Here is a 25909-nt window from a genome sequence, read left to right on the forward strand (position 1 = left end):
TTTTAGATTTTTATTGGAATTATATGTCAAACGCGGCGGACATGTGCTGGAGCGGCCGCATCCCAGCGCCCAACAGTGCCCGTCGGCATAGGTGTGGCGGGCGGGGAGCCCGCCCTATGGCTGCCCGCCCTATAACCCCAGGGCGCCGGGGTTCAGGGTGTGTGCCGGGTCCAAGGCGGCCTTCAAGGCACGCAGGAGGTCGATGCTGGCGGCATCGCGTGAGGGCAGGTAGGGGTAGGTGCGGCCGATCTGGAAGTGCGCCAGACCATTGCGCAGGAAGAGGGCCAGCAGGCGCTGCCGCGCCTTTTCCACCATGGCCGCCGCGGCTGGATTGGGTGGGTTGCGCGTCAGCTTGGCCAGGTGGTTGGACTCCACCACCGCCTCATGCACCTCCAGCAGGGCATCGGGCCAGTAAAAGACGGGCTCGATGATGATGGCGTTGGTGGACATGGCGGTGAAGAGGTAGGCGTGCTCCACCTTATGATCGTTCAGCTCCGCCCGCATCGAGGTCAACTCCGCCTCCATGGCGGTGAAGATCTCGTGGGCACGGGAAAGGGGTGTCAGGGCGTGGATCGGTGCCCAGCGTTCGCCGCCCGGCCCCAGCACGGCGTTGAGGGCGACGAAGGGCTGCGCCCGAAAGACCTTAGGGATGGTGTTTTCCACCTCGTGTCCCTGGTGGCGGGCGGCGATGGCGCGGGCTGCGGCCAGGTCGTCGGCCACGCCGGCGGCCGACCGGCCTTCGCACACGATGTGCAAGGCGTAGTCGCCGTCATCGATGAAGCCCCGGCCGGCCAGCGCGATCTTCGCCGCCTCTTTCAGCCCCCCCAGCAGGGTCGACTGCTTGCCCACCACGTTCTTCAGGGCGCCCAGATCGGCGGCCAGCGACGCCCGCTTCAGACGGATACGGGTCAGCCGGGGGTCGAAGCCGCAGATCTCGCAGGCGATGCCAGCGCGGGTGATGGCGGCCATGGCCGCGAACATGTCGCTATCGGTCTTGAACGAGAAGGAGGCATAGGCCTCGTGCTGTGGCAGGGGGATGAGGCGCAGGGTGATCTCGGCCTTGATGGCCAGCGTGCCGCAGTCGCCTGTGAAGATGCCGGCGAGATCCGGCCCATAGAATCGGTAATAGGGGCTGTCGCCGTCGGCGCCCCGTGCGCCCGTGCGCAGGATGCGGCCATCGGCCATCACCAGGGTCAGCGCTACCATGCTCTCGCTGCTGGTGCCGTGGTGCCCGGCGCCGAAGAAGGCGTTGCCCTGGGACAGGCCCCCACCGACGGTTGACAGCAGCCCGGACAGGGGCCCCCAGTAGGGCGTACGCAGGCCCAGTGGCGCCAACGTGTCATTCAACGTCTTCCAGGTGCAGCCGGCCTGCACGGTGACGACCATGTCGTCGGCGCGGACGTCCAAGACCTTATCCATACGGCCCAGGTCCAGCATCACCGTTGCGGCCGAGGTCGGCAGATACCCCTTGGTGTAGCTCATCCCACCGCCGCGGGGGGTGCAGGGGTGGCCGGCGGCGGCGCAGGCCGCGACCACGGCCGCCAGCTGGGCCGTATCGGCCGGTGCCACGACCAGGGCCGCCGTTTCGGCGGCGCGGGTATAGATGTCTTGGGAATGAAAGGTGCGGGTGGCGCTGTCGTCATGGACGTGGTCGCCGCCGACAATGGCGGCCAAGTCGCGCGCCAGCGACTGGATGTCCGTCCGCATCCCATCGGACAGGGCGGTATCGGTGCGATTCATCGCCATGATGGCTGGGCCCCCAGTTTTCCCGTCGAATGTCTGTTGGTGCCATCGTGCGGCCATCCCCCCGCGCGACGGACAGGTTCCGGCGCGCTTGTCCGCACAGTGGTCCGGCTGGTGCTGCGACCAGCGCCTTGTCCCCGCTTGGTGCCACTCTCGGTTTTGGCGGCGGTGACGGCCGGATCAGGTCGCAGCCCGTCGGACGTAGGAATTGGGGGTATGATGGATAAAGCGGGTCGGGGCGAATTCACCCGGGGTTGGCGCGTGCTTCTCGCGGCGCTGTTGGGCACCATGTGCGGTGCATCCCCGTTACCCTACAATACCATCGGGTCGTTCCTGCAGCCGCTGGGGCAGGAATTCGGCTGGAACGCCGGCGCCATCATGACGGCTGTCATGTGCTTCGGCCTCTCGGGATGCCTATGCGCGCCTGTCGTGGGCGCGCTGGCGGACCGCTATGGCGCCCGGGTCGTGGGCCTCCTGTCCCTGGTGGCTTTCGCCGTCGTCTTCGCCGCCTTGGGCCTGACGGGGTCGTTGGCGATGTTCTATGCCGGCTATCTGCTGATCGGTGTCGTCGGCATCGGGTCGACACCCATTACTTGGTCGCGGGCGGTCAATCTCTGGTTCGTGCGCCGTCGTGGCATGGCGCTGGGGATCATGCTGACCGGCACGGGGCTCGCCGCTTTCTTCCTGCCAACGACGGCCGTCTTCCTTATTCAGCACTGGGGGTGGCGCTGGGCCTATGCCGCCCTTGCCCTGCTGCCGGTGGTGGTGGCATTGCCGGTGGTCTGGTCCTTCATGCGCGAACCGGCGGCAGGCCAGGTGCCGGCCCTGGCGGGCGGCGGCGCGTCGATTGACAGGACGGGTGTCACCCTGGTCGAGGCCATGCGCGACCGCCGGTTCTGGATCATGATGCTGGCCTTTCTGGTGATATCCATCGCCTATGGCGGCTTTCACACCAACCTGCAGAACATGGCGCGCCTGAAAGGGTTGAGCCGCGAGACCGGCGCGCTGATCGCGGGCTGCGTCGGGTTGGCCATCATTGTCGGCCGGGTCGGAGCCGGCATGCTGGTGGACCGCATCTGGGCGCCGGTGGCCGCCTTTCCATTGCTGGCGATGCCGGCCCTAGGGTGCGTTATCTTCATCAGTGACACGACGTCGACCGGCCTGATTGTCCTGGCGGCCATCCTGCTGGGCGGGGCGGCGGGGGCCGAGGCGGACATGATCTCCTACCTGGCGGGACGCTATTTCGGCATGGCCTTCTATGGCCGCATCTACGGCATGCTGTACGCCGCGTTCGGCTGCGGCGCCGCCATATCGGCCCCCATTTATGGCTACGTCTTCTCCGCGACGGGCAGCTACGTTCCCATCCTGGCGGCGGCGGCCGTCATGTTCTTGGGCGGTGCCGCCCTGCTGTTGCTTCTGGGGCCATATCCGGTGAGCCTGCCGGCCATCAGGCCGGCCCAGCCGGTTCCCGTTCATGGCTCATGACGCGGGCGGCGTCCATCCGCGTCTGACTTGGAAGCGAGCGCCGGGGCGTCGCTTCCAAGTCAGGGAAAGGCGTCGCTGGCTAGGCGCTGCGCCTCGTCCTTCAGGATATCCATGAGATCGGCTGTGGCGGGGGAGATGGCGGCGCGGCGGCGGCGCATGGCGATCAGCGGCGTGGTCCAACGTCCCTGGGCCAGGTCGCGCCCCATCAGGCCGGGATGGTCGGTCACCAGCGACTGCGGCAGCAGGGCCAACAGGTCCGTCGCCGCCAGCATGGACAGCGCGAAGGGGATGGAGACGGTGCTGATCTGCGCCTGGATGGGTTCCAGACCCGCGGCCGCGAATTCCTGATCGACCGACAGGTCCAGATCATCCGGCAACTTGCCGAACAGCCAGTCGGCGCCGGCGAGGTCGCCGATTGACCGCGCTTTGGTCAGGATGGGGTTGCCGCGCCGCGCCACCACCAGCCACCGCTCCAGCCCTATGGCGGTGACCATGATCTGGGGATCCACGTCTTCCGTGCCGGTGGTGACCGCCAGTTCCAGGTCGCCCGACAGCAGCAGGCGGGTGAAGTCGGCCTTCACCCCGCCCTCTATCCGCATGCGCAGTTGGGGATAGCGGCGCTGCAGGCGGATGACGGCCCTGGCGCCGATCCCGGCCGAGGCCACCGGGCTCATGCCCAACGCGAAGCGGTTGGCGCTTCGGCCTAACGCCACGTCGAGGTCGCGGCGGAATACCGCGACCTCGGATAGCATGGTGCGGGCGTGCTGAAGCAGGGAGTCCCCCATCCGGGTCACCATGACGCCCTTGGGCGTGCGTTCCAGCAACACCACGCCCAACTCGTCCTCCAGCCGTGCCAAGCTTTTGGACAGGGCTTGCTGGCTGAGGCCCCGGCGGCGTGCGGCGACGGTGAAACTACCCGTATCGACCACCGCCAGGAAGTACTCCAGGTCACGCAGTTCCATGACGACCGCCCCAGGTCAGAAGGGCTTGACCGTGCCCAGAAACGCCATGCTGATGATGCCCACCCAATATACGTAGGCCAGCTTGCGGGAGAAGGACATGATGGCGGTCAGGCGCGCTTCTATGGCCGGGTTCGGGCCGCCGGATACCAACTGGCGGAACGCCATGACCCAGTCGCGCATGACGTAGCGCAGGATCAGCCCAATGATCAGCAGGCCGGAGAACAGGGTCACCTTGGCGGCGTACCAATAGGCCGTGAGCGGCCCGCCGGTGGCCAGGCTGTACACCCCGGTGATGAACAGCGCCGGGATGACGACGTAGCGAATGGACTCGTCGATCTTGGTCAGGCGTATGCCGATGTCCGTTCCGCGCTTGAAGAAGGCCGACAGGGCCAGCGCGACCCAAAAGGCGACGAAGATCCACATGCCCACCAGCCACGGCCCGCCCAGCGGCTGGACGCCCAGATTGTGGCCCATGTGCAGGCCCAGCGGCAGCAGCAGGATGATGCCGGTGCGCGGGATGATGTCGATGCGATAGGCTGTTTCCATGTGGCGCCGCCGTTCGTCCAGCGACAGGCTGGAATCGACAATGGGGCGCGACGCGTTGAATACGCCCCACTCACCGCCCAGCCAGTAGGCCATCGCGATGATGTGCAACCATTTCAGGACCAGATGCGTATCCAGGTACATGCCTAAGAATTCCATGACGTGCTGTGCCCCCGATTGACCTTTTTGGTGCGCGGCCCTGTCCAACGGCTTCCAGGCGCATGATTGGCGCCGCCATTTGTCCAGACATATTGGCCGCTGAGGGCGATTTCCCCCAAACGCAGGGGCGCAACCATCACAAACCTTCACCGTGTCCGGCTGGTGGACGTCGGGGCGGGCCACATATCGGTGTTGTTGAGAAGGACAATTGGATGTGGGACGGCGGCGGTGGCCAGCCGTTACCGTTTGCCTACCCGGACAAGGGGCAGTGGCTTTCCCGACGCGCATTCCCGTCCGATAGCCACAGAAAACAACGCGGAGGCAGGGCATGACCGATGTGAGGGCTTCTGGCGGCGTCAGTGCCGCGGCCCCGTTGCCGGCGGCGGGAGAGCGTATTCTTCCCCGCGTGATCAAGGGCCAGCGATCCCATTTCTTCGACGATCCGACCATGGATCAGATGATGACCTTTTTCATGGAGCTGATGACCGAGGTCATGGTCTTGCGCGATCGCCAGGACACGTTGGAGCGGGCACTGGAGGATAAGGGCGGCATCAGCCGGGCCGAGTTGCGGACTCTGATCCCGCCGCCCGAGGTTGAGGCGGAGCGCGCGGCCGACCGCGCGGCCTTTGTTGAGCGGGTGCTGCGTCTTCACGAGCCGTCGGGGGCCGAACCAGAGGTGCGGTGAGGCGACGCCTGAATGCCGCTCGACGGGCGCGGCACACAGTCTAGGACTAGCGGATCAGGATGAAGGCGATGGCGACGAACACGGTTCCGGATATTGATAGCCTCTTGGTGCCGACCCACGATGAATTCGCGCGGCAACGCGCGGTGGCGGCCATCCACACCCACGCCATGCTGCGGCTGCGGTTCGACTGCCGCATCGCGTATGAACGCAACGTCAAGCCGGTGTATGAGCGTCAGCACGGACGCGCTCCGGAAACGGGGGTGGAGATCGCCGACGCTATGAAGGGCGATCCATTCTACCAATTCTACAGCTCCATCCGTTACAACGCGCAGGAGATGGGGCCGCTGGCCCGTCAGCCCGCGGTGGAGCGTGCCTTGCCCGCCATGATTGAGGTCGCCCGGTCGGCGGCGCTATCCAATGCCGCTGGCGGGTCGCTGCGCCTGAATCCCGATCTCGTCGTTCCCAGCTATATGACGGACTACGACGTGCATCTGGCGGCTGGCAGCTACCATTCCGAATTCGTGGACGACGACGTGGCCCAGGGCGTCCTGTTGGGGCGGGGCCTGTCCCCGATCGCCGGCAAAACCCGCCTTACCAAGGCGCGCAACTTCGCTGGCGTCGGCCAGTCCATCGCTTATTGGCTGCAGGCCAGGTATCCCACGTTCGCGCCTCGTCGCATGTTGGACATGGCGACGCAGTCGGGCGCCAACCTGATCGCCTATCCCAAGGCATTTCCCGGCCTGGAGGCCCACGGCATCGACGTGGCGGCCCCCGGTTTGCGCTATGGCCACGCCAAGGCCGAATTCGAGGACGTGGCCATCCACTTCAGCCAGCAGGACGCCGCCCACACCGATTTCCCGGACGGCCATTTCGACCTGGTGGTGTCCAGCTTCTTCCTTCATGAGGTGCCGGTCCCTGTGACGCACCAGATCCTGAAAGAAGCCTTTCGCCTCTTGGCTCCCGGCGGCCTCCTGGTCTTTATGGAGTTGCCGCCGCACAAGGCCTGCGACGCTTTCATGAATTTCGCCTACGACTGGGACACGGAACACAACAACGAACCATTTTACCGCGATTACCGGTCGCAGGACCCGACTGAACTGGTGGTGGCGGCGGGCTTCCCCCGTGACAGCGCATTCGAACTGACCATTCCTGACGTCACCAGTTTCGACATGGATCGGTATCCCGCCTTCCTGAATGGCGAAATCGAGGCGCCGCCTCATGGGCGCGGCGGCTGGTTCGTCTTTGGCGCGCGCAAGTCGAGCTGAACGGCGGATGAGTGCTCCACAGTATCAGGGGGGCAGGCCGTCGACACGGCCTACCCCCACCTTTTTCGCCTGTGCGTGTCGGGCACCGGACATTGCGCAACCGCATCGTCCATGCCTCGACGACCACCCGCTTCCAGGAGCGGGGGCGGGTCACGGACAAGCTGATCGCCTATCACGTCAACCGCGCGCGCGGTGGTGCCGCCTTGACGGTAACCGAGCCGCTTGCCGTGCTGTCGCGGCAGCTCAACGGCGTGCGGGTGGAGGTGCTGTCGGGGGTGAACGCCGATGGCCTGGCGCGCTGGGCCGCGGCGGTGGAGGCCGAGGGATGCGGCCTGATCGGCCAGATCCAGGATCCGGGCCGCGGGCGGCATGAAGACGGGCGCGTTGGCCGGCTGATCAGCGCTTCCGCCCTGCCTGACGATCTCTCCTGGACGGTGGCGCACGCCCTGACGACCGGCGAGGTCGAGGGCGTGATTGAGGAATTCGTCCGCTCCGCCGGCCTGCTGAAGGCTGCCGGCTTCGCCGGGGTGGAGGTTTCAGCCGGCCATGGCCACCTCTTCCATCAGTTCCTCTCCCCCTGTCCAACCAGCGGAAGGACCGTTACGGCGGCGACCTGGCCGGACGCGCCCGCCTGTTGACGGATTTGCTGCGGGAACTGCGGCGGCACTGCGGTCCGGATTTCCTGGTCGGGGTCAAGCTGCCGGGCGAGGATGGCCTGCCTGGCGGCATCGGCATGCAAGAGTCGGCGGCGGTAACCGCCCTGGTGCACGCCACCGGTGCCGCCAGCTACATCACCTATTGCTGGGGTTCCCACGCCGACACCCTGGACTGGCACTTGCCGGACAACCACGGCCCGCGCATGCCCTATGCCGCCAAGATCGCCGCGCTGGGGCGCAGCGCGCCGGGGACGCCCATCGGCGCTCTGGGCCTGATCACCGATCCCAATGAGGGCGAACGCCTGGTGCGCGACGGTCTGGCCGACCTGGTGATGTTGGCCCGGCCGCTGGTCACCGATCCCGCGTGGCCCAACAAGGCGAGGACGGGGCGCGAGGCGCAGATCCGCTACTGCGTTTCCTGCAATACCTGCTGGCACTTGATCGCCACGCACGGCGCGCTGCAATGCGACAACAACCCCCGTGTCGGTGCCGAGGATGAGGCCGACTGGACGCCGCCTCGCCTTGCCGGGCCGTCGCGCCGCGTGGTGGTGGTGGGGGCAGGGCCGGCCGGGCTCGAGGCTGCCTGGACGGCTGCCGCGCGGGGGCACGAGGTCACGGTGTTCGGCCAGGGCGGGGAGGTCGGCGGCAAGGCGCGGCTGCAGGCCTTCCTGCCGGGAGGGGAAGGCATCAGCAGCGTCTACGACTACCAGCGCCTGGCGGCGGACCGGCACGGTGCCCGGTTCCGGCTGGGGGAGACCGCCAGCCTGGATGACATCTTGGCGTTGCAGCCGGACGCCGTGGTTCTGGCGACGGGCGCCAGCCCCGCCTGGCCCGGCTATTTGCCGCTGGAGTATCGGGGCGAAGGCTATTTCCCCGACATCCGCGAGGCCGTCGCCCTGCTGGCCCGGGTGAACGCGCGGCAGGCGGGGACGGCTGTGGTGTTCGACCAGGATGGCACCGCCTTTACCTATGCCGCGACGGAATTCCTGGCGGCTCGCTTCGATAAGGTGGTGTTGGCCACCCCGCGGGAGCGCATCGCCGGCGCCGAGGCGCTGGTTAACCGCCAGGGCATATACCGTCGCTTGCTGGGGCGGGGCGTCGAGATCCTGCCCTTCCACGCCCCCGACCCGTCCTCCCCCTTCGAGGAGGGGGAGATCATCTTGCGCCATGTGCTCACCGGCGGGCTCCACCGGATCGGCGACGTGGCGCTGCACACCTTCGCCACGCCCCGCGTCCCCAACATAGCCCTGCTGGAGCCACTGCAAGCCGCCGGCTTGGCCGTGCATCTCGTGGGTGACGCCTATGCGCCGCGCCTTCTTCTGAACGCCACGTCGGAAGGCCACAGCATCGGAATGCGCATCTGAAACCCTGTCGTCTAGAAAGAGGTCTCCATCCAATGTCTTACCTGATCGCCTTGTTCAACCTGAGGGCTGACGCCGATCCCGCAGCCTATGAGACCTGGGCCAAGGCAACGGATCTGCCCACCGTGCGCGCCTTGCCATCCATCGGCGGCTTCGACCTGTTCCGGCTGAACCAGGTGCGCGGCTCCGATCAGGCGCCACCCTATCAGTACATAGAGGTTATCCGCGTCGATGACGCCGACGGCTTCCGGGGCGACGTGGCGACCGATACCATGCGCAAGGTGGCGGCGGAATTCCGTGCCTTCGCCGACAATCCCTTGTTCGTCGCCTGCGACAGGATCGAGCCCTGACATGCCCAGCTACCCGGACCTGAACGGAAAGGTGGCGTTGGTCACCGGTGCTGGACGCCTGCGCGGTTTGGGCGCGGCAATCGCGTTACGACTTGCCGAGGAGGGCTGCCGCATCGTCCTGCACGACGTCGCGGCCGACGCGACCGCTCGGCCAGACGCTCCCACGGGCGTGCCTACGGGTGTGCCCATGGGCGACGAGATGGCGGCGGTGCGGGCCGCGGTCACCAGCCTGGGCGTGGAATGCGTTAGCGTCGCCGCCGATCTTCGTGTCGAGGATGAGGTGCGCGGCATGGTGGACCAGGCGGTCGGGGCCTTCGGCCAGTTGGACGTCCTGGTCAATAACGCCGGCATCGGCTTCCTGGTCGGCGCGGTCACGGAGATGCCGGTCGCGGACTGGGACGCGGTGATGGGGGTGAATCTCCGGGGCGCCTTCCTGGCCATGAAGTATGCAGGAGCGGCGATGATCGAGCGCGGCCAGGGCGGTCGTATCGTCTCCATCGCCTCGCAGGCGGCGAAGTCCGGCATAGGCCTGATGTCCGCCTACAGCGCGTCGAAGCATGGGCTGGTCGGTCTCACGCGCTCGGCCGCCATCGAATTCGGCCGCCATGGCATCACTGTCAACGCCATCTGTCCCAACCACGTCCCCACCGACCTGGGCGACTGGCAGCGTGAGACGCTATCCCGCCGGCGCGGCGTCGACATGGAGACTTATTGGCAGCGCCTGCGCGATCGCGTCCCGCTGGGCCGCCCTGGTGCGGTGGCGGATACGGCCAACGCCTGCGCCTTCCTCTGCTCCGCCCAGGCCGCCTATATCACGGGCGAGGCCATGAACGTCAGCGGCGGGGAGGAGTATCACTAGAGCCAAGCGCATCCGCGATGGCGCGATGCGGTCCAAGACCCGCCGCGCGCGCTGGTGAAGGATTAGCCCTGGGGCGCCACCGGACCACGTCATTTCATTCGCCGAATGCTTATGATTATGGGGCGCCCCCGCTGCCGGCCATAAAAGGCAGATCTACTGAAATATCTTTTATAAACAATGGGATCGCTCTGGCGATTAGGCTTGATTTATAAAAGCCCTATAAGGATAGGGCGTTTAAATGCTCTTTTAAAATAAAAAACAGGGATGGAATTGCGTGCTCTTTAATAAATGAGAAATAATTAAAAATAGGCAAAATCACTAACATGTTCTTATAAATATAGTGGGGCTATGCCATAGAAATTTTATCGCCCGTTGCGGTTATCTTCCCTCGCCGTCGCATTTGCGCGGCAGTTGCTGTCTGTTCGCCTTGGTGGCGAGTGCTGTGAACCAGTGTTCGGCAAAGGGGCGTCAAATATCTAACGGTCAGGCTCGCCCCTGACTGGGCAGGCGGCAATTGACGAAGGGGGTAACTCAGCTATGGATTGGTGTGAAATGTTCAAAGGTGGTCCTGTCCGCCGCGCCCGGGGCGCGTCAGCGCGGACTCTGCTTCTTGCCACGGCCGTGCCTGCGTCGCTGCTGCTGATGTCGTCAGCGGCCCTGGCGGGTGAAGCCACGGACCCGTCCACGCCCGGCGGTGCCGCATCGGCAGGGGCCTCGTGCGATCCCTACACGACCTATTCATGCCTGGACGCATATTTGGGCACCGGCTTCTTCGAGCGGCTGGGCAATTACTACGCGCTGGAATGGGGGCAGGCGGCCGCCCCCTCCGATCCCAATGCGCCGGCCAGCCGCCGTGATGACTGGCCGGCCACGCCGCAGTCGACCCCGCCCATGCCCTTCACCGAATGGCCTTACGGTGGCGCGACCGCGCTGGGCGTCACCCGGCCGAACTCGGTTGACTCCCCCCTTATGGTCGCCTTGGGCAACACCGCGCCCGGCGAATGGCTGCAGGATCACAATTTCCAGCTCTATGGCTGGGTCAATGCCGGCTTCAACGTCAGCAGCAACACCGTCCGTCCCGGTGGCAACGCACCCATCGCCTATGCCTACACGCCGAACACCGTGCAGTTGGACCAGGTCGTCCTGTATCTCGACCGCTTCCCGGACACGGTGCAGACCGATCATATCGATTGGGGCATGCGGCTGTCGGCCATCTATGGCGAGAATTACCGCTACACGACGTCATACGGCATCGCCAGCTATCAGCTTCTGAAGAAAAACAACGTCAACGGCTACGACTTCCCCATGCTGTATGGGGAGCTGTACATCCCGCAAGTGGCGCAGGGACTGATGCTGCGCGCGGGGCGTTATATCTCACTGCCGGATATCGAGGCCCAGCTGGCGCCGAACAATTACATGTATACGCATTCGATGACGTATACCTTCGACAATTACACGAACGAGGGCGTGCAGGCCACATTGGCCGCGACGAAGAACTTGTTCCTGCAACTAGGTGTCAGCATCGGCACCGAGGCGCCATTCTGGCATTGGGGGGAGAAGGTCAAGAATCCGGACCCCAACCCGCTCTACCCCGGCAACACCTTCCTGAAGGATCCGGGGGCCAAGCCGTCGCTGACGGGCTGTATCCGCTATACCACCGACAGCGGCAACGACGATGTCTATGCCTGCGCCAATGGCATCAACAATGGCGTCTGGGGATACAACAACCTTCAGTGGTATGGTGTGACCTACTACCATAAATTCGATGATAAGTGGCACCTGTCCTGGGAAATCTATGACCTGCACCAGAACGGCGTGCCCAATCTGAACAATCCCACGGCCATGGCCGCCTATGCCGCCGGCGGTACGCCCTTCTCGCCGCAATACATGCCCTATAACGCGCCGGGGCTGGCCAATTGCTCCAACCCCAACGCGCTGACCTGCCGCGCTACCGCCATCGGCACGGTGGCCTACCTGAACTATCAGATCACCCCCCGGGACAACATTTCCTTCCGGCCGGAATTCTTCGATGACCAGCAGGGGCAGCGGACGGGCACGAAGGCGAAATACTTCAACCTGGGCCTGGGTTGGCAGCATTGGTGGTCGCCCCAGGTGGAGATCCGGCCCGAGATCGACTGGGACCGGTCGCTGGGCGTGAACGCCTTCAATGGCAACGCCAATGCCGGCATCGCCCCCGACCGCAAATATACGGTCATGGGCGCCATGGACGTAATCCTGCACTTCTAGAAAAAGCGACGGGTGGGGCGATCGAGAGGGCGGCGCGCAAGACGCTGCCACTCATCGGCCCCCACCACATCCTCGCGGTCGTTGACCATGACACCCGGCGCGGACGAGCCCAGTGCCGCGCGCCGACGACAAAACGGAGACTGACATGCACAAGTTGCTGCCCCTTGCCGGCTTCGCCATAGCGAGCCTATGCGCCTGGGGAAGTTCGGTGTCGGCCGGCCAGCCAGAGGCGGCATGCGCCGCCCCCCTGGCCGCCGTCACCCGGCAGTGGGACGAGGCCGGGCTCCAGGCGCCCGCCAAGCCGGCCCAAATCTATGTCGTGGGGAAGGCGGACCACCAGGTTTCGGAAATCGATTACGCCTTTCTCAAGAACCAGCTGGCATTGGCGTCGCGCGCATGCGACGGGGGCGCCACCGGCGAAGCCTTGCGCCGGATCGCGGTGATGCGGGACCGTCTGGCCCGGTTGGGTCTGGTGCCGGTGGGCTCTGAACGGTGACACGTCACCCGATGACGCGCCCCCTTGTCCAGGCGGGGACCTGGGCCAGGGGACGCGTGATCGCCCGTCAGATGGCGCCCGTCAGACGTCGGCCGTCAATCGATAGCCAATGCCCATCTCGGTGCGGATGAGCCGGCCCCGGCCCGGCTCATCCCCCAGCTTCAGGCGCAACTGCCGCACATAGACGCGCAGATACTGCGGATCCACGGGCGCCTCCGCCTCGTCACGGATTTTGCGCAGGATGAAGTCGTGGGTCAGGATCTTGCCCCGATGTTCCGTCAGCACCCGCAGAATTTTGAATTCCGTCGGTGACAGGCGGACCTCCACCCCGTCGCGATAGACGCGGTGCGCCACCAGGTCGATCTCCAGCGGTCCCACCCGCAGGCGGGCCTCGGTTCCCTTCATCTGATAGCTGTGTTTCAGCGCGACGCGCAGGCGCGCGGCCAGTTCCCCGACACTGAACGGCTTGGTCACATAGTCGTCGGCGCCCAGGTCCAGGGCCTTGATCTTGTCGTCCTCATGGTCGCGGACGGACAGCACCAGCACCGGCACCGGCGACGTGCGGCGGATTTCCGCCAGGACTTCGAAGCCGCTCATGTCGGGCAAGCCGAGGTCGAGGATGACGGCGTCGAAGCCGCCCTTTTCCAACCTGTCCAGTGCTGCCCTGCCCAGGCGCGCCTCCGTGACCTTGAAGTTGTGGCCACTGAGGCCCAGCCGCAGCAGGCGCTGGATCTGGGGCTCATCGTCAATGGCGAGGATGCTGGGGTTCAGGGACATCGTCAGGCTGGGATTTTCCTGGGGCCGAATTTTCCTGGGGCCGGGGGGGGGGCAGGGGCTTCGCCGGGGCCTAAAGCGCCGGGGGTGGCTCAGGAACTCGTTGACAAGTGGGGGGGCGCGATCGCGTTCATGGTGATGGCGGAGCGCGCGCACCATTGCAATGATGGGCGATTGTTTTGGGCGCGGCAAATTGTCTGGGGCCGGTTGAAGACGGAAGGCCCGTATGTGGGAATGACATGGACGATACCCAAGTAAAAGTGGAAACAGTGGCGGCATCCGGTGCCCCCCGGATATTTGCGGCAGCCCCTCGGAGATTGCTGGCGCGGTTGCCGAGCTTGCTTGGGCCCTACATCATCAGTTTCGCCATGGTGCTGGTGGCCACCGGTGTCGCGTCCCTGGCGCACCGGTTGGTGGCACCCGCCAGCCTCGCCACCATCTACTTGAGCGCCGTGGTTTTCAGCGCCTTGCGCTATGGCTGGGGGCCGTCCCTGGCGACCAGCATCCTCAGCATCACCGCCTGGGATTTCCTGTTCATCCCGCCGGTTTATCATTTTGAGGTCGGCAGCCCGGAAGACCTGGTGGCCATGGTGCTGTTCTGCGTCGTGGCCGTGGTGGTCAGCGATCTGGTGTCCCAGATCAGAAACAAGACGGCCACCATCAAGTCGCAGGCGGACACCACGGCCGCGCTGTTCGCCTTTTACCGCGAGATCACCAGCGTCGACACGGCGGAGGCGTTGAGCCGCACCATCGCCCGGCAGGTGGCCGGCCTGCTGGCCGGTCATGCCGCCTTGCTGTGGTCGGGGTCCGACGACATCATCACCGGGGGCGAACCGGTGTCCGGCGCGGTGTCGGACGCTGAATTGCGGGACCTGATGGTGCAGTGGCAGGCTGAGCAGGCGGCCGGCCTGCGGCCACGGCCACTGTGCAAGCTGGGGGCGTGCCTGGTTCCGCTGTGGGCGTCGGGGGTGCTGCTGGGGGTGTTGGCCGTCTTCCGGCCGGCCAAATCGCCCTTTCTGCCCGCTGAGTTCGACCTGTTGCGCTCCCTGGGCGATCAGGCCGCCCACGCGGCGGAGCGGGTGCGCCTGACAGCGCAGGTGCGGCAGGTGCAAGCCCAGGCGGAGACGGAGCGTTTGCGCAACGCGCTGCTCACCTCCATTTCCCACGATCTGCGCACGCCCCTGTCCACCATCATGGGGGTCCATTCCGTGTTGCTGGATCCGGAGGCGGCCAACAGCCCTGCGGAACGGCAGGAGCTGCTGGCCGGCGCTCAGGAAGAGGCGGACCGCCTCGACCGCTTCATTGGCAACCTGTTGGACATGACGCGGCTGGAGGCCGGCGGGCTGCGGTGCAAGCGTGAGGCGGTGGATGTGTCGGATGTGATGGACGCCGCCCTGGAACGGGTGGGCGCCGCGCTGGCAGGGCGGCCGCTTGCCATCGCCGTGGCCCCGGACCTGCCCATGGTCATGGCCGACTACCTGCTGATGGAACAGATCCTGTTCAACCTCCTCGACAATGCCCTGAAGCACACGCCGCCGGGCACCGCCCTGGCCGTTTCGGCGATGGCCCAAGGCGGGCTGGTGGAAATCAGCATCGGGGATGAGGGGCCGGGCATCCCACCGGATGCCCTGGAGGCGATTTTCGACAAATTCAGCCGCCTGCGGGCTGGTGACGCCAAGCGGACCGGCACCGGCCTGGGGCTGGCCATATGCCGGGGGTTCGCCCAGGCCATGGGCGGCGGCATTTCCGCCGATAACAGGCCCGGCGGCGGTGCGGTGTTCCGCCTGTGGTTGCCGGCCTGCACCCCCTCTTGATAACCCGTCGCCGTCCTGGGCATCGCCCGGGGCGGGCGGCTCATCCGGGCGATGCTCAATTCGTCTGGCCGCCACCGCGGCCGTCGAGGGCGCGCAGGGCGCTTGCTTGACATCTGCCGCCATAGATTTCCGGCCGTTACCCCGGCTTCAACCGCAGGGAAATGAGCGAAGGGCATAAGGGGCGGCGGCCGAACTATCGGAAGTTATACATTATGCAATGTTCACAGGCCCGCATCGAAACTGAAACGGAGACAACGGACAAGCCCCTTCGAACAACAGCTGGCGCACATCGAACGCAGCCAGCGCCGATGATGAAGGAGCGAGGGGATGATCGGCTTTGGTGGGGTGGGCGCGGGGCGCCGCCAGGCGCTTCATTGGACGGTAAGCGGTGCGGTGCTGCTGGCGCTGGTGGCGCCGATGGCGCAGGCGGCGGACGGGGCCGCCCCGGCGGATCAGCCGATGAGCGATGTGCTGGTCACGGGCGAGCGCGTGAGCGGCACCCAGCGGGCGCTGGACGAAAAGCGGGAAAGCACCGCCGTCACCAGCGTCATGTCGGCCGAGGAGATCGCGCAGCACCCGGGCGGCAATATCGTCGACATCATCACCCATCTGCCCGGCCTGTCGGCGTTCAGCGACATGGGGCTGGGCCAGGCGGCGACGGGGGAGCAGGAATACGTCTCCATCCGGGGCATCGACTCCTCCTACAACGCCTACACGCTGAACGGCGTGCGGGTGCCGGCGGCCGATCCCAACAGCCGTGCCCTGTCGCTGAAAATGGTCGCGCCCTATGGCATCCAGGCGGTGACGGTCAACAAGACCCCCACCGTTGACATGGACGGGGACAGCATCGGCGGCACCATCGACATCCGCACCCCGTCGGCCTTCGACTTCGCCGGTCCCATGACCAAGGTGACGATGCAAGGCGACTATGCCGACCTGGCCCACCAGACCGGGGCCGATGCCCTGGGCGGTGGCGGCCAGATCGAAACGGCCCAACGCTTCGCCAACAACATCGGCCTGTACGCCACCGGCTATTTCACCCGCAAGAGCACGGCGGGCGAAACCGTGGAGGCCACCGGCTACGGGCCGACCCTGGCGTCAGAGGCGACGCAGACCGATTTCACCAAGGTCCACGGCCTGTCGGCGGCGGGCGTGCGCTACGACTATTATGAGGACCAAATCACCCGCTACGGCGGCAATTTCACCCTGGATAAGCAGGACCAGGACCAGCGCTACTACATTCTGGGCTCTTATTCCAAATACCAGGTCAAGGGGACCGACACCCAGCACAGCATCAACGGCGGCCAGACCTGCTATTACTGTAACGGCACGACCTTCAGCGAACAGGGCATCCTGCCCGGCACGTATTTCCAACTGCGCGACCAGAATGAGGAACTGTTGACCACCAAGATCGGTGGGCGGAACGTCTGGGACCGGCTGACGGCCGACTATGATTTCTCCTACGGCTACAGCCGCATCGAACGGCCTAACTATGTCGAAGGCAGCGCCTATGGCGCCGTCGACACGACCGGGACCACCTCCTTCGACCTCAGCGATCCGGCCGCCACCAAGGTCACCTACGGCACGCCGGCGGACAAGGCCTACGCCCTGAGCCAGACCTCGGACCGGCTGTGGAAATTCCAGGGATCGGACAGCGCCCAGGAAAACACCATGTACAGCGGCAAGCTGAACCTGAACTACAGCGTCCAGCAGGGCATTCTGGACAATATCCGGGGTGGGCTCAGTCTCAGCCGGTCCGACCGCTACCAGTATCAGCACCAGTTCTTCGGCAACAATGGCGACAACTTCGTCATCCTGGACTCCAGCGGCGCCGTGCGTCCCTACTACAACCCGGCGGGCCCGACGGTGCAGGCGCTGGCGGGGCGCAACCTGTCGTCCTTCCTGGATGGCACCTACGCTGGCCAGTTCCGCGTCCTGGATCGCTCCACCTATGAGAACGGCGCCCTGCCGTACAAATACACCAGCCAGTATGGCCTGGACCCCAGCACCGGCAAGGTGACCGGCAATCCGGGCGCCTACACCTACAACGACTACATCCGCAACACGGTGTATGGGACGGAGGATATCTACGCCGCCTATGTCGAAGCGAATTTCCAGTACCGCGACCTGCGCGCGACAGTCGGAATGCGCTATGAGGACACCGATTTCGCCAGCCGGCAGTGGCAGGTGGACGGTGACGGCGGCGCCTGGAAAACCAGTTCCAACCATTATGGCGAGGTCCTGCCCAGCCTGATCCTGACCTACCGACCGGACGACGCCTTCGTTTACCGGGCTGCGGTGCGCCAGTCCTTCTCCCGCCCGGCGTTCGGCCTGATCGCCAGCCCGGTGACCATTTCCCGCAACGACGTCACCGGCCAGATCAACGGGATCAGCCAGGGCAACCCCAACCTGAAGCCGTCGGAGGCGACCAACTACGACCTGTCGGCCGAATATTACGGGCCCGACCAAATGGTGGTGGAGGTCAACGCCTATTATAAATCCATCCGCGACTTCATTTACGCCGCCAGTTCCTCTGGCGCCGCGCCCAGCGCCAATGTCGCCACCGCCAACAATGGCGGCATCGTCGTCAGCGAGTATGAGAACGGCGGCAACGCCGACCTGATGGGCCTGACCTTGGATGCCCGCCGCAAGCTGACGGAGCTGCCGGGCGTTTGGGGCGGCTTCGGCCTCGGCGGCTCGGTCACGGTGCAGCACAGCTCCGCCGACAGCCGGCGGCCCGACCACTTCGGCCGCGACACCTGGCTGCCGCGCGCGCCGGAGCTGATGTACAACGTCGACCTGTTCTATGAGAAGGACGGCCTGAAGGCCGACCTGTCCTTCCAGTACACGGGACTGCAGCTGGTGGGCCTGACCAGCAACAACCTCGACACCTACCTTCAGCCGGTGAAGAGCCTGGACTTCAGCGTCAGCTATCCCTTCGCCGGCGTGATGGTGACCTTGGCCGCCAAGAACCTGACGGACAATGTCCAGTTCTACAAAACCCTGGGTAAGACCACGCAGTACCTGGGCACGCAGGATGGCGGCGGCAACGGTTCCTACGTGGAAACCGGTCGCTTCATCACGCTGACCGCCGCCTATCAGTTCTGAGTGGGTCCGTTCTGAGCACGAATGCGCTGGCCGCCCCTAGCGGGTGGCCAGCCAAGCCTGTACGCCGCTGATGGTGCGGAAGTCATCCACCGCCCGCACATCGGCGTTGGGCAGGACGGCCCCGGCCATGTCGGCCAGGGCGCGGCCGGGTCCCAGTTCCAGCACCGTGGTCACGCCCCGTTCGCCCAGGGCATCCAGCACATCCGCCCAGGCGATGGTTTCCGCCACCTGGGCGGCCAGACCTGCCAGGGCTTGGCTGGGGTTGACGACCCGCCGGGCGCCGCTGGCTGTCATAAGGCCGAGGGCGGGGCGCGCCGCCGGCATCGCGGTCAAAGCGGCGGCGAACGGCGCCACCGCCCCGGCCAGGCGAGGGGTGTGGGAGGCCACGCGCACCGCCATGGGGGCGGCCCGCGCCGCCCCTTGGTCCAAGGCCGCGGCGCAGAACGCCTCCGTCGCCGGCCGTGATCCGCCGACGACGAACAATTGGTCGGGGTTCACGATGGCGATGGCGCAATCGAAGCGCCGGGCGAGGTCTTCGACAATGGCGCGGGGCAGGCCGCGCACATAGGCCAGTTGATCATCCGGCCCGCCGGCGGCGTCCATGGCGCGCGCCCGCTGGTCGACCAGGGCCAGGGTGTCGGCGGCGCTCCATACTTCGGCGACGCCCCAGGCCGCCATTTCGCCGACGCTGTAGCCCGCCACCAGGGTGTCTGCCGGCGCGCCCTCGGGGAACAGTGCCGTGGCGGTGGCCAGGGCGCGGGTCACGCACAGGATCTGCCCCTGCCGGTTGGCATGCAGGGCGTCGTCGGGCGCCGTTCGGCAGAACTCAACGGGATGCGCGCCCAGGACAGCGGCGGCGGCCGTGAAGACCGCCTGGGCGGCCGGCACCTCCGCCAGCGCATCGAAGGTGGCGCGATCCTGCCGGCCCTGGCCGGAGCAGAGCAGCGCCAGGGTCATGCTTCCACCATTTCCGTGAACAGCGCCATGGCCAGCAGGTCGGCGCATCCCCCCGGGCTGAGGTTGCGGGCGACGAAATCCTGATGCACCGCCTTGGCCTGCCAGCGCCAGCGTGGGTGCCCCACGCCGCCGTCGCGCAGGAAGCCGCGCGCGGCGTCACGGGCGAACGCCAAGCCCTCGGTCCCGCCCCGATACAGCAGGTTGCTGTCGTCCACGGCCCCGATCAGCGCCATGCAGGCGTGCACGCGGGCCGCTTCCTCATTGTCCGGCGCCAAGCGGCGCCCTTCGGCCAAGGCGGGGCGGGCGACGTCATAAACGGCGGGCATACCGGCGGCGGCCTCTTCCCGGGCGCCGCCCACGCGATACCGGCGCGCCACCACGCCGCCATGGCTGTCGGTTTCCTGCGGCGTGGCGGTGATCTCGGCGCCCCAGCGCTGGGCGATCATGGCACCCAGGGACCCCTGCCAGGGGCGGGACATGGCCAGGCCCGCCGCCGCCGACAACAAGCCCAGCCCGAAGATGGCGCCGCGGTGGGTGTTCACCCCGCCCGTGGCCTTGCGCATCGCCCGTTCCGCCTCCATCCCGATTTGGCGCAGCCGGTCCATGCCGGCATCGGCGGCGCCGGCCTCCGCCAAGGCGGTGAAGTAGGGCTCCAGCGTCCAGGCGCTGAGGCGCAGCAGGTCGGCGTCCATGTCGCGGTGCGCGCCGGTGTCGATGTGGCTGACCAGGCCGGGCTTGGGCCAGGTTTCCACCTCCAGGATCAAGGCTTGGGCCGCCTGCCGCCCGATCCAGCGGGGATCCGTTCCCCGAATGTATGGCGTCCGTGTCTGGGGAAGGGAGGTCATGGAAACACGCTTTCCCGTGGGAGCAGCGCTGTCGCGTCCGCCGTCTTGACCAGCAGGTCCGGCGCGTCCGACAGCCACTCGCGCCACTGCACGCCGGCGCCGGTGGGGGACAGCAGCTCGGCATCCAGGCGCATCGGCGCCTCGGCCGCGATCTCGGCCAGCGCGGTCGTCAGCCGGGCGGCATCCGCCTGTGTCGGGCAGGAGATCACAAGATCCAGGTCTGACGTGGCTGTCAGATAGGGCAGCCCGGTCAAATGCTGCCACGCCAGGCTGCCGAAGCAGCGCCAGGCCGCTTCCCGGGACAGCAAGGCGTCGATGACCGCCTGCCAAGTATCCGGTGCCGCCGCGCGGGCGTCGCGCAGAAGGGGCGGTGGCGCCACCCAGCGGATCGCGTCCGGCGGGCAGGACAGGGCCAGGCGCTTTCGGCCCATGCCCGGCGGCAGCGGCAGGCCCAGGGGGATGGCCCCGGCCGGGTCGCCGCACAGCCGCCGCCGGAAGATGGCCGGCCGGCCAAAGTCCGCCCAGTCCAGCACCGCGTCCTCAAGCCCCGCCACATGACCGCGCCAGGCGGCGGGGGTGAGGTAGGCCAGGTCGTGGCGTCGGGCGGTGGCGGGGTCAGCCATGGGCCAGCGCCAGTCGTTCCACTTCCTGCGCGATGGTGGCGGCCTTCTGCCGGCCGCCCCGGTCCAATCCCCACCGCGCCCGGTCATCCCCCGCCGCGGGTCGGGCGAGCACGGCCTTCAACTGCTCGCTCAGCGGCTGGGCCGGATCCCAGATTTCCGCGATGGCGCCGGTGGCGAACAAGTTGTCCAGGCCGGGCGCAAAGACCGGCGTGGTGGCCGCCTTTTCCTTCAGCACGTCGACCGACAGCTTGGTCACCCGCGCCATGGAGGGCAGGTCCATGACCTCGGGCCAGGCGCCGGGCAGGGCCACCAGTTCCCCACAGGCCAGGGCGGTGGCGATGAAAGCGCCGGCGGCACTGCCGCCGTACAGCAGGCCGATGGTCCGGTGGCCTGCCCGCTCCGCCTGCCACAACGCCTTCGCGAGATGGGCCAGCGTCTCGCTGAGCCCCATCAATTCATCGCGGCGGCTCATCCTCTGGCTGCCGGAATCAACCAGGAACAGCAGCGGCGCCGGGTCAGGCCGCGCGGCGATGGCCAGGATGCGGCCGGCTAGGGTCAGGGCCTCGTCCACGCCGGGATAGGTTTTGCCGGTGATGCCGACGACATCCACCGTCGTCTGCCCGTCAACCTGGCCGCTACCGGCCAGAAGGCCGGCCTCCTCGGTCACCTGGTGGCCGGCGGGGAACAGCGAGGTGAGGATTTCAGCGGGCTGCATCGGCACCCTCCCGTTGGCGGTTGGCGATGGTCAGAAAGGCGTCCAGGTCCATGTCGGGCACATCGGTGGGTTGGTTGATGCCCAGCCGCGCCCACACCTCCGTCCCGTCGGCGGCGTCGCCAAAGCGGGCCAGGCGGCGCTCCAGCCGCGCCTGTTCCGCCGCCAGCACGGCCTGGTCCAGCGTGGCGGGACGGTCCAGCGCCGCCAGGGCGCCGGCACGGAAGGCGGCGACATCGTCGGCCACGAACAGGTCGACACCGCCGATGAGGTAGCGGTGCTTGCCCCCCATCGTGCGCCAGACCAGCGCCCGGTCCTTGGAGTCGAACTCCTCCACGCCCTTGTTGGTCTCGATGACCTCGGGTCCCGAGACGGACAGTCGCCCCTGTTCGGAAATGACCAGCGCGGAGCAGCAGCCGGCGATCAGGCTGCCGCCGCCGTAGCACCCGGCGCGTCCGCCCAGCAGCCCGATCACGCGCACACCCGCCGCCCGCGCCTGCACGGTGGCGCGGATGATCTCGGAAATGGCCAGCTCACCGGCGTTGGCCTCCTGCAGGCGCACCCCGCCGGTGTCGAACAGGATGACCACGTCCCGCTTCATCTGGCGGGCGGCATGCAACAGGCCGGTCAGCTTGGCGCCATGCACCTCGCCAATAGCACCGCCCATGAAGCGCCCCTCCTGGGCCGCCACCAGGACGGGCCTGCCCGCCAGCGCGCCGGCGCCGACGACGATGCCGTCATCGAATTGGCGGGGCAGGTTGAACAGGGCCAGATGCGGGCTCAGTTCCCGGCGCTGGGGCCCGAGGAATTCGCTGAAGCTGCCGGCGTCCAGCAGGTGGGACAGGCGGCCCCGGGCGGACTCCTCGTACCAACTGCGGTGGGGATTGGCGGGGGAGGGGCTCGTCATTCCGGTTTCTCCATCAGGCGCACACCCTGGGCCAGCCGCAGCGCCACCGTGTCCGGCCGGGCGCCCCCGTCGTTGATGGTGATGCGCAGGCCGCCAGCGGCGGATCGGGCGGCGAAGTCAGCCGTCACCGCCTGCCAGAGGTCGGCGAAGCCATGGGCCGGGGTGGCGATGTCGATGACGCAGCGGTCGGCCGCCTCCCCCCGTTCCAGCAGCACTTCGAGGTTGCCGGAGGCGACGACGCCGACCAGGGCCGTGGCGCGCGTTCCGCCGGCGGGCTTGGTCGTGCTCAATTCATAGCGCAGGTTTTCCATGGGGGCGCGGCCTTACCAATTGCGGAAACGGCTGGGCGGCCGGTACAGCCCGCCCGAGGCGATCATCAGGTCCTTGATGGAGTGGGCGACCAGCAGGCCGCGGTCGGCATCCAGGGGATCGATGCCCAGATCTTCGGGCCGCTGGATGACTTTGCGCTCGCGCAGCCGTTCCACCATCGTGCGGTCGCGGGCGCGCCCCACCTCGGTATAGCCGGCGACGCCCCGGATGGCCTGCTCCCGCTCGTCCTTGTCACGGCACAGCAGCAGGTTGGCGATGCCTTCCTCGGTCACGATGTGGGTGACGTCGTCGCCGTAGACCATGACCGGCGCCAGATCCAGGTGCAGCTTGTCGGCCAGGTCCAGGGCGCCCAGGCGCTCCACGAACATGGGCGTGTTGCCGTCGCCGAAGGTTTCCCCGATCTGCACGACCAACTTGCGGCCGCGCCGCAGGACGGGCGTGCCGTCGGGGTCCGCCTCCTCACCGGCGCGCAGCCAGGGGGCGCTGGGATGGCGGCGGCCCCGCGCGTCCGACCCCATGTTAGGCGCCCCGCCGAAGCCGGCGACGCGGCCGCCGGTGACTGTGGAGCTGTTGCCGGCCAAGTCGATTTGCAGGGTGGAGCCGATGAACATGTCGCAGGCGTACAGGCCGGCGGTCTGGCAGAAGGCGCGGTTGGAACGCAGCGAGCCGTCGGGGCCGGTGAAGAAGATGTCCGGCCGGGCCCGCATGTAGTCTTCCATGCCCACTTCGGAACCGAAGCAGTGGATTTGCTCGACCCATCCGCTTTCGATCGCGGGGATCAGGGTGGGGTGGGGGTTCAGCGCCCAATGGGTGCAGACTTTGCCCTTGAGGCCCAGCCGTTCGCCGAAGGTCGGCAACAGCAGTTCGATGGCGGCGGTGTTGAAGCCGATGCCGTGGTTCAGGCGGCGCACGCCATAGGGGGCGTACAAGCCCTTGATGGCCAGCATCGCCGTCAGGATCTGGGTTTCGGTGATGGCGGCCGGGTCGCGGGTGAACAGCGGCTCCACATAAAATGGGCGCTGGGCGTTCACGACGAAATGCACTTGGTCGGCGGGGATGTCCACCCGCGGCACCTTGTCGACGATCTCGCCCACCTGGGCGATGACCAGGCCCTTGCCGAAGCTGGTCGCCTCCACGACGGTGGGCGTGTCCTCCGTGTTGGGGCCGGTATAGAGGTTGCCGTCCTTGTCGGCGCTGACGGCGGCGATCAGCGCCACCTGCGGCGTCAGGTCGATGAAATAGCGGGCGAACAGTTCCAGATAGGTATGCACCGCCCCCAGCTCGATCTGGCCGCCGAACATCATGCGGGCGATGCGCGCCGATTGCGGGCCCGAGTAGGAGAAGTCCAGCCGCCGGGCGATGCCGGTTTCGAAGATGTCCAGGTGTTCCGGCAGGACGACGCCTGACTGCACCATGTGCAGGTCATGGATTTTGGCGGGGTCCGCCTTGGCCAGCGCCTTGGCCAGCAGGTCGGCCTGCTTCTGGTTGTCACCTTCCAGGCAGACCCGGTCGCCGGGGCGCAGGACCGCCTCCAGAAAGGCGACAAGGTCCTGCGCGGTGACGATCTTGCCGGTGGCGAAGTGCCGGCCCGCGTCCAGCCGCGCCTGCCTGTCCCGGCCCTTGGTGTTCCAGTCCCGCATGATCGACCTTCGTATGCGCAAGTGGGATTTTTCGCGTTCAGCGTATCCACAATTGCGGAAAAATCAATACAGTGTATTTTGAATGCTGCGGACCGGGAGAGTCTGCATGCAAGGGAGGGATATGATGGCGACTTCGCGTTTTGGTGGGACGGCGGGGCGGGGAGGGTGCCCATGACCATTTCCGGTGTGGCCTTGCTGGCCATTTGCACCTTGCTGGGAACCTTCCTGGGCGATCTGCTGGGGTCGCTGCTGGGCGTGAAGGCCAATGTCGGCGGTGTGGGCATCGCCATGTTGCTGCTGATCGCGGCCCGGCTCTGGATGGCCCGTCGCGGCCTGCTGACCCCCGGTGTGAAATTCGGCGTGGAGTTCTGGGGCGCCCTTTACATCCCCATCGTGGTGGCCATGGCCGCCCAACAGAACGTCCTGGTCGCCGCCCGCAGCGGACCGCTGGTGTTGATCGCCGGCATCGCCGCCGTGCTGCTGTGCTTCGCCACCGTCGCCATCATCAGCCGCCTGGGCAAGAAGGGCGAGACGATGGATGAGATCGAGGCCAAGGCCCAAGCCCAGGCCCAGGGGGACGCGACGTCCCCCGGCAAGCGCGCCGTTTGAGGGGGGGCCGCCATGGAAATGCTGACACACGCCCTGTCCGCCAACGCCTTGTTGACCGCGTTCGCCATCGTCGGTTTGGTGATGTGGCTGTCGAACGCGATTTCGAAGCATCTGCTGTTCGGCCGGGTTCATGGCTCGGCCATCGCCATCGTCATCGGGCTGGCCGCCGCCTTCGCCGCCGGTTTGTGGACCGGTGGGACCAAGGGGGTGGTGGATATCCCGATCTTCGCTGGCGTCGGCCTGCTGGGCGGGGCCATGCTGCGTGACTTCGCCATCGTGGCCACCGCGTTCGAGGTGGATGTCGTCCAGGCGCGCAAGGCCGGGGCCATCGGCGCGCTGGCCTTGGCCCTGGGAACGATCCTGCCCTTCATCGTCGGTTCGCTGGCGGCGGTGGCCTTCGGCTACACGGACGCCGTTTCCATCACCACCATCGGTGCCGGCGCCGTCACCTATATCGTCGGCCCGGTGACCGGGGCCGCCCTGGGGGCCAGTTCGGCCGTCATGGCCCTGTCCATCGCCACCGGGGTTTTCAAGGCGGTGCTGGTCATGATCGGGACGCCCGTGGTCGCCAAGCTGATCGGCCTGGACAATCCCCGCAGCGCGATGGTCTTTGGCGGCCTCATGGGCACGGTCAGCGGCGTTTCCGGCGGACTGGCCGCCACCGACCGCCGTCTCGTGCCCTATGGCGCCCTGACGGCCACCTTTCACACCGGTCTGGGTTGCCTTGTCGCCCCGTCCATTCTTTATCTTATCGTACGGGCGATAGTGGGGGGCTGATC

23 protein-coding genes and 1 pseudogene are annotated in these 25909 nt (G+C 66.9%); 13 read left to right on the forward strand and 11 right to left on the reverse strand.

Annotated features, from left to right (window positions below):
- Positions 1 to 129: 129 nt before the first annotated feature.
- A complete protein-coding gene (locus tag ULB03_RS23335; protein WP_322485478.1) occupies positions 130 to 1746 on the reverse strand; it encodes an FAD-binding oxidoreductase in 1617 nt (538 codons plus the stop codon).
- A 213-nt stretch (positions 1747 to 1959) separates the two neighbouring features.
- Between ULB03_RS23335 and ULB03_RS23340 the strand changes: the two genes are divergently transcribed.
- The gene (locus ULB03_RS23340) at positions 1960 to 3228 is read left to right on the forward strand and encodes an MFS transporter (RefSeq protein ID WP_322485479.1); all 1269 of its coding nucleotides are present in this window, start codon (positions 1960 to 1962) and stop codon (positions 3226 to 3228) included.
- A gap of 59 nt (positions 3229 to 3287) precedes the next feature.
- On the opposite strand, the gene ULB03_RS23345 is transcribed toward ULB03_RS23340, so the two are convergent.
- Both ULB03_RS23345 and ULB03_RS23350 read right to left on the reverse strand, forming a co-directional pair.
- Complete coding sequence (locus tag ULB03_RS23345) at positions 3288 to 4190, reverse strand: LysR family transcriptional regulator (protein WP_322485480.1); 903 nt, start codon at positions 4188 to 4190, stop codon at positions 3288 to 3290.
- Positions 4191 to 4205: 15 nt separating this feature from the next.
- Positions 4206 to 4877, reverse strand: coding sequence for a hypothetical protein (locus ULB03_RS23350; RefSeq protein WP_322485481.1), 672 nt, complete (start codon positions 4875 to 4877; stop codon positions 4206 to 4208).
- Positions 4878 to 5220: 343 nt separating this feature from the next.
- On the opposite strand from ULB03_RS23350, the gene ULB03_RS23355 reads away from it, so the two are divergent.
- From ULB03_RS23355 to ULB03_RS23390, 8 genes and pseudogenes are all read left to right on the forward strand, one after another.
- Complete coding sequence (locus ULB03_RS23355; protein WP_322485482.1) at positions 5221 to 5577, forward strand: hypothetical protein; 357 nt, start codon at positions 5221 to 5223, stop codon at positions 5575 to 5577.
- A gap of 68 nt (positions 5578 to 5645) precedes the next feature.
- A complete protein-coding gene (locus ULB03_RS23360) occupies positions 5646 to 6842 on the forward strand; it encodes a class I SAM-dependent methyltransferase (RefSeq protein ID WP_322485483.1) in 1197 nt (398 codons plus the stop codon).
- A gap of 71 nt (positions 6843 to 6913) precedes the next feature.
- A pseudogene (locus tag ULB03_RS23365) lies at positions 6914 to 7836 on the forward strand (oxidoreductase); the annotation flags it as partial.
- The gene (locus ULB03_RS23370) at positions 7831 to 8862 is read left to right on the forward strand and encodes an FAD-dependent oxidoreductase (protein ID WP_322486230.1); all 1032 of its coding nucleotides are present in this window, start codon (positions 7831 to 7833) and stop codon (positions 8860 to 8862) included. The pseudogene ULB03_RS23365 and the gene ULB03_RS23370, both read left to right, overlap by 6 nt.
- Before the next feature lie 32 nt (positions 8863 to 8894).
- Positions 8895 to 9209, forward strand: coding sequence for a hypothetical protein (locus ULB03_RS23375; RefSeq protein WP_322485484.1), 315 nt, complete (start codon positions 8895 to 8897; stop codon positions 9207 to 9209).
- 1 nt (position 9210) lies between these two features.
- Positions 9211 to 10068, forward strand: a complete 858-nt coding sequence (locus tag ULB03_RS23380; protein WP_322485485.1) for an SDR family NAD(P)-dependent oxidoreductase — start codon at positions 9211 to 9213, stop codon at positions 10066 to 10068.
- 621 nt (positions 10069 to 10689) lie between these two features.
- Positions 10690 to 12315 carry an outer membrane beta-barrel protein gene (locus ULB03_RS23385; RefSeq protein WP_322485486.1) on the forward strand — a complete coding sequence of 542 codons (1626 nt, stop codon included), beginning with the start codon at positions 10690 to 10692 and terminating at the stop codon, positions 12313 to 12315.
- Positions 12316 to 12460: 145 nt separating this feature from the next.
- Positions 12461 to 12811 carry a hypothetical protein gene (locus ULB03_RS23390; protein WP_322485487.1) on the forward strand — a complete coding sequence of 117 codons (351 nt, stop codon included), beginning with the start codon at positions 12461 to 12463 and terminating at the stop codon, positions 12809 to 12811.
- Positions 12812 to 12892: 81 nt separating this feature from the next.
- On the opposite strand, the gene ULB03_RS23395 is transcribed toward ULB03_RS23390, so the two are convergent.
- Positions 12893 to 13588, reverse strand: a complete 696-nt coding sequence (locus ULB03_RS23395) for a response regulator transcription factor (RefSeq protein ID WP_322485488.1) — start codon at positions 13586 to 13588, stop codon at positions 12893 to 12895.
- A gap of 326 nt (positions 13589 to 13914) precedes the next feature.
- Between ULB03_RS23395 and ULB03_RS23400 the strand changes: the two genes are divergently transcribed.
- Positions 13915 to 15399 (forward strand): ATP-binding protein, encoded by a 1485-nt coding sequence (locus tag ULB03_RS23400; RefSeq protein WP_322485489.1) that lies wholly within the window; start codon positions 13915 to 13917, stop codon positions 15397 to 15399.
- Between the two features lie 327 nt (positions 15400 to 15726).
- Positions 15727 to 18507 (forward strand): TonB-dependent receptor, encoded by a 2781-nt coding sequence (locus tag ULB03_RS23405; RefSeq protein ID WP_322485490.1) that lies wholly within the window; start codon positions 15727 to 15729, stop codon positions 18505 to 18507.
- Positions 18508 to 18543: 36 nt separating this feature from the next.
- Here the strand turns inward: ULB03_RS23405 and ULB03_RS23410 are convergent, their stop codons facing one another.
- Genes ULB03_RS23410 through mdcA form a run of 7 tightly spaced genes read right to left on the reverse strand, consistent with a single transcriptional unit; the run spans position 18544 to position 24521 of the window.
- Positions 18544 to 19464 (reverse strand): ACP S-malonyltransferase, encoded by a 921-nt coding sequence (locus tag ULB03_RS23410; RefSeq protein WP_322485491.1) that lies wholly within the window; start codon positions 19462 to 19464, stop codon positions 18544 to 18546.
- The gene (gene mdcB / locus ULB03_RS23415) at positions 19461 to 20309 is read right to left on the reverse strand and encodes a triphosphoribosyl-dephospho-CoA synthase MdcB (protein ID WP_322485492.1); all 849 of its coding nucleotides are present in this window, start codon (positions 20307 to 20309) and stop codon (positions 19461 to 19463) included. The genes ULB03_RS23410 and mdcB overlap by 4 nt, the downstream gene beginning before the upstream one ends.
- A complete protein-coding gene (gene mdcG, locus ULB03_RS23420; protein ID WP_322485493.1) occupies positions 20306 to 20932 on the reverse strand; it encodes a malonate decarboxylase holo-[acyl-carrier-protein] synthase in 627 nt (208 codons plus the stop codon). The genes mdcB and mdcG overlap by 4 nt, the downstream gene beginning before the upstream one ends.
- Complete coding sequence (locus ULB03_RS23425) at positions 20925 to 21647, reverse strand: biotin-independent malonate decarboxylase subunit gamma (protein ID WP_322485494.1); 723 nt, start codon at positions 21645 to 21647, stop codon at positions 20925 to 20927. The genes mdcG and ULB03_RS23425 overlap by 8 nt, the downstream gene beginning before the upstream one ends.
- A complete protein-coding gene (locus ULB03_RS23430) occupies positions 21634 to 22551 on the reverse strand; it encodes a biotin-independent malonate decarboxylase subunit beta (protein WP_322485495.1) in 918 nt (305 codons plus the stop codon). The genes ULB03_RS23425 and ULB03_RS23430 overlap by 14 nt, the downstream gene beginning before the upstream one ends.
- Complete coding sequence (gene mdcC, locus ULB03_RS23435) at positions 22548 to 22862, reverse strand: malonate decarboxylase acyl carrier protein (RefSeq protein WP_322485496.1); 315 nt, start codon at positions 22860 to 22862, stop codon at positions 22548 to 22550. Before mdcC ends, ULB03_RS23430 begins: the two co-directional genes overlap by 4 nt.
- A gap of 12 nt (positions 22863 to 22874) precedes the next feature.
- The gene (gene mdcA / locus ULB03_RS23440) at positions 22875 to 24521 is read right to left on the reverse strand and encodes a malonate decarboxylase subunit alpha (protein WP_322485497.1); all 1647 of its coding nucleotides are present in this window, start codon (positions 24519 to 24521) and stop codon (positions 22875 to 22877) included.
- A 171-nt stretch (positions 24522 to 24692) separates the two neighbouring features.
- Between mdcA and madL the strand changes: the two genes are divergently transcribed.
- Together madL and madM are read left to right on the forward strand one after the other, a co-directional pair.
- On the forward strand, positions 24693 to 25130 hold the full coding sequence (gene madL / locus ULB03_RS23445; RefSeq protein WP_322485498.1) for a malonate transporter subunit MadL: 438 nt from the start codon (positions 24693 to 24695) through the stop codon (positions 25128 to 25130).
- Positions 25131 to 25142: 12 nt separating this feature from the next.
- Positions 25143 to 25907: a malonate transporter subunit MadM gene (madM, locus tag ULB03_RS23450; RefSeq protein ID WP_322485499.1), complete on the forward strand. Its 765-nt coding sequence runs from the start codon at positions 25143 to 25145 to the stop codon at positions 25905 to 25907.
- Positions 25908 to 25909 lie beyond the last annotated feature (2 nt).

The organism is Nitrospirillum goiasense (assembly GCF_034427435.1).
In the GTDB taxonomy this organism is placed as follows: Bacteria; Pseudomonadota; Alphaproteobacteria; order Azospirillales; family Azospirillaceae; genus Nitrospirillum.

Coding starts and splice junctions, on each gene's coding strand:
- ULB03_RS23335 (WP_322485478.1), bottom strand. CDS start 1,746: ATGGCGATGAATCGCACCGATACCGCCCTGTCCGATGGGATGCGGACG.
- ULB03_RS23340 (WP_322485479.1), top strand. CDS start 1,960: ATGATGGATAAAGCGGGTCGGGGCGAATTCACCCGGGGTTGGCGCGTG.
- ULB03_RS23345 (WP_322485480.1), bottom strand. CDS start 4,190: ATGGAACTGCGTGACCTGGAGTACTTCCTGGCGGTGGTCGATACGGGT.
- ULB03_RS23350 (WP_322485481.1), bottom strand. CDS start 4,877: ATGTACCTGGATACGCATCTGGTCCTGAAATGGTTGCACATCATCGCG.
- ULB03_RS23355 (WP_322485482.1), top strand. CDS start 5,221: ATGACCGATGTGAGGGCTTCTGGCGGCGTCAGTGCCGCGGCCCCGTTG.
- ULB03_RS23360 (WP_322485483.1), top strand. CDS start 5,646: ATGGCGACGAACACGGTTCCGGATATTGATAGCCTCTTGGTGCCGACC.
- ULB03_RS23370 (WP_322486230.1), top strand. CDS start 7,831: ATGTTGGCCCGGCCGCTGGTCACCGATCCCGCGTGGCCCAACAAGGCG.
- ULB03_RS23375 (WP_322485484.1), top strand. CDS start 8,895: ATGTCTTACCTGATCGCCTTGTTCAACCTGAGGGCTGACGCCGATCCC.
- ULB03_RS23380 (WP_322485485.1), top strand. CDS start 9,211: ATGCCCAGCTACCCGGACCTGAACGGAAAGGTGGCGTTGGTCACCGGT.
- ULB03_RS23390 (WP_322485487.1), top strand. CDS start 12,461: ATGCACAAGTTGCTGCCCCTTGCCGGCTTCGCCATAGCGAGCCTATGC.
- ULB03_RS23395 (WP_322485488.1), bottom strand. CDS start 13,588: ATGTCCCTGAACCCCAGCATCCTCGCCATTGACGATGAGCCCCAGATC.
- ULB03_RS23405 (WP_322485490.1), top strand. CDS start 15,727: ATGATCGGCTTTGGTGGGGTGGGCGCGGGGCGCCGCCAGGCGCTTCAT.
- ULB03_RS23410 (WP_322485491.1), bottom strand. CDS start 19,464: ATGACCCTGGCGCTGCTCTGCTCCGGCCAGGGCCGGCAGGATCGCGCC.
- mdcB (WP_322485492.1), bottom strand. CDS start 20,309: ATGACCTCCCTTCCCCAGACACGGACGCCATACATTCGGGGAACGGAT.
- mdcG (WP_322485493.1), bottom strand. CDS start 20,932: ATGGCTGACCCCGCCACCGCCCGACGCCACGACCTGGCCTACCTCACC.
- ULB03_RS23425 (WP_322485494.1), bottom strand. CDS start 21,647: ATGCAGCCCGCTGAAATCCTCACCTCGCTGTTCCCCGCCGGCCACCAG.
- ULB03_RS23430 (WP_322485495.1), bottom strand. CDS start 22,551: ATGACGAGCCCCTCCCCCGCCAATCCCCACCGCAGTTGGTACGAGGAG.
- mdcC (WP_322485496.1), bottom strand. CDS start 22,862: ATGGAAAACCTGCGCTATGAATTGAGCACGACCAAGCCCGCCGGCGGA.
- mdcA (WP_322485497.1), bottom strand. CDS start 24,521: ATGCGGGACTGGAACACCAAGGGCCGGGACAGGCAGGCGCGGCTGGAC.
- madL (WP_322485498.1), top strand. CDS start 24,693: ATGACCATTTCCGGTGTGGCCTTGCTGGCCATTTGCACCTTGCTGGGA.
- madM (WP_322485499.1), top strand. CDS start 25,143: ATGGAAATGCTGACACACGCCCTGTCCGCCAACGCCTTGTTGACCGCG.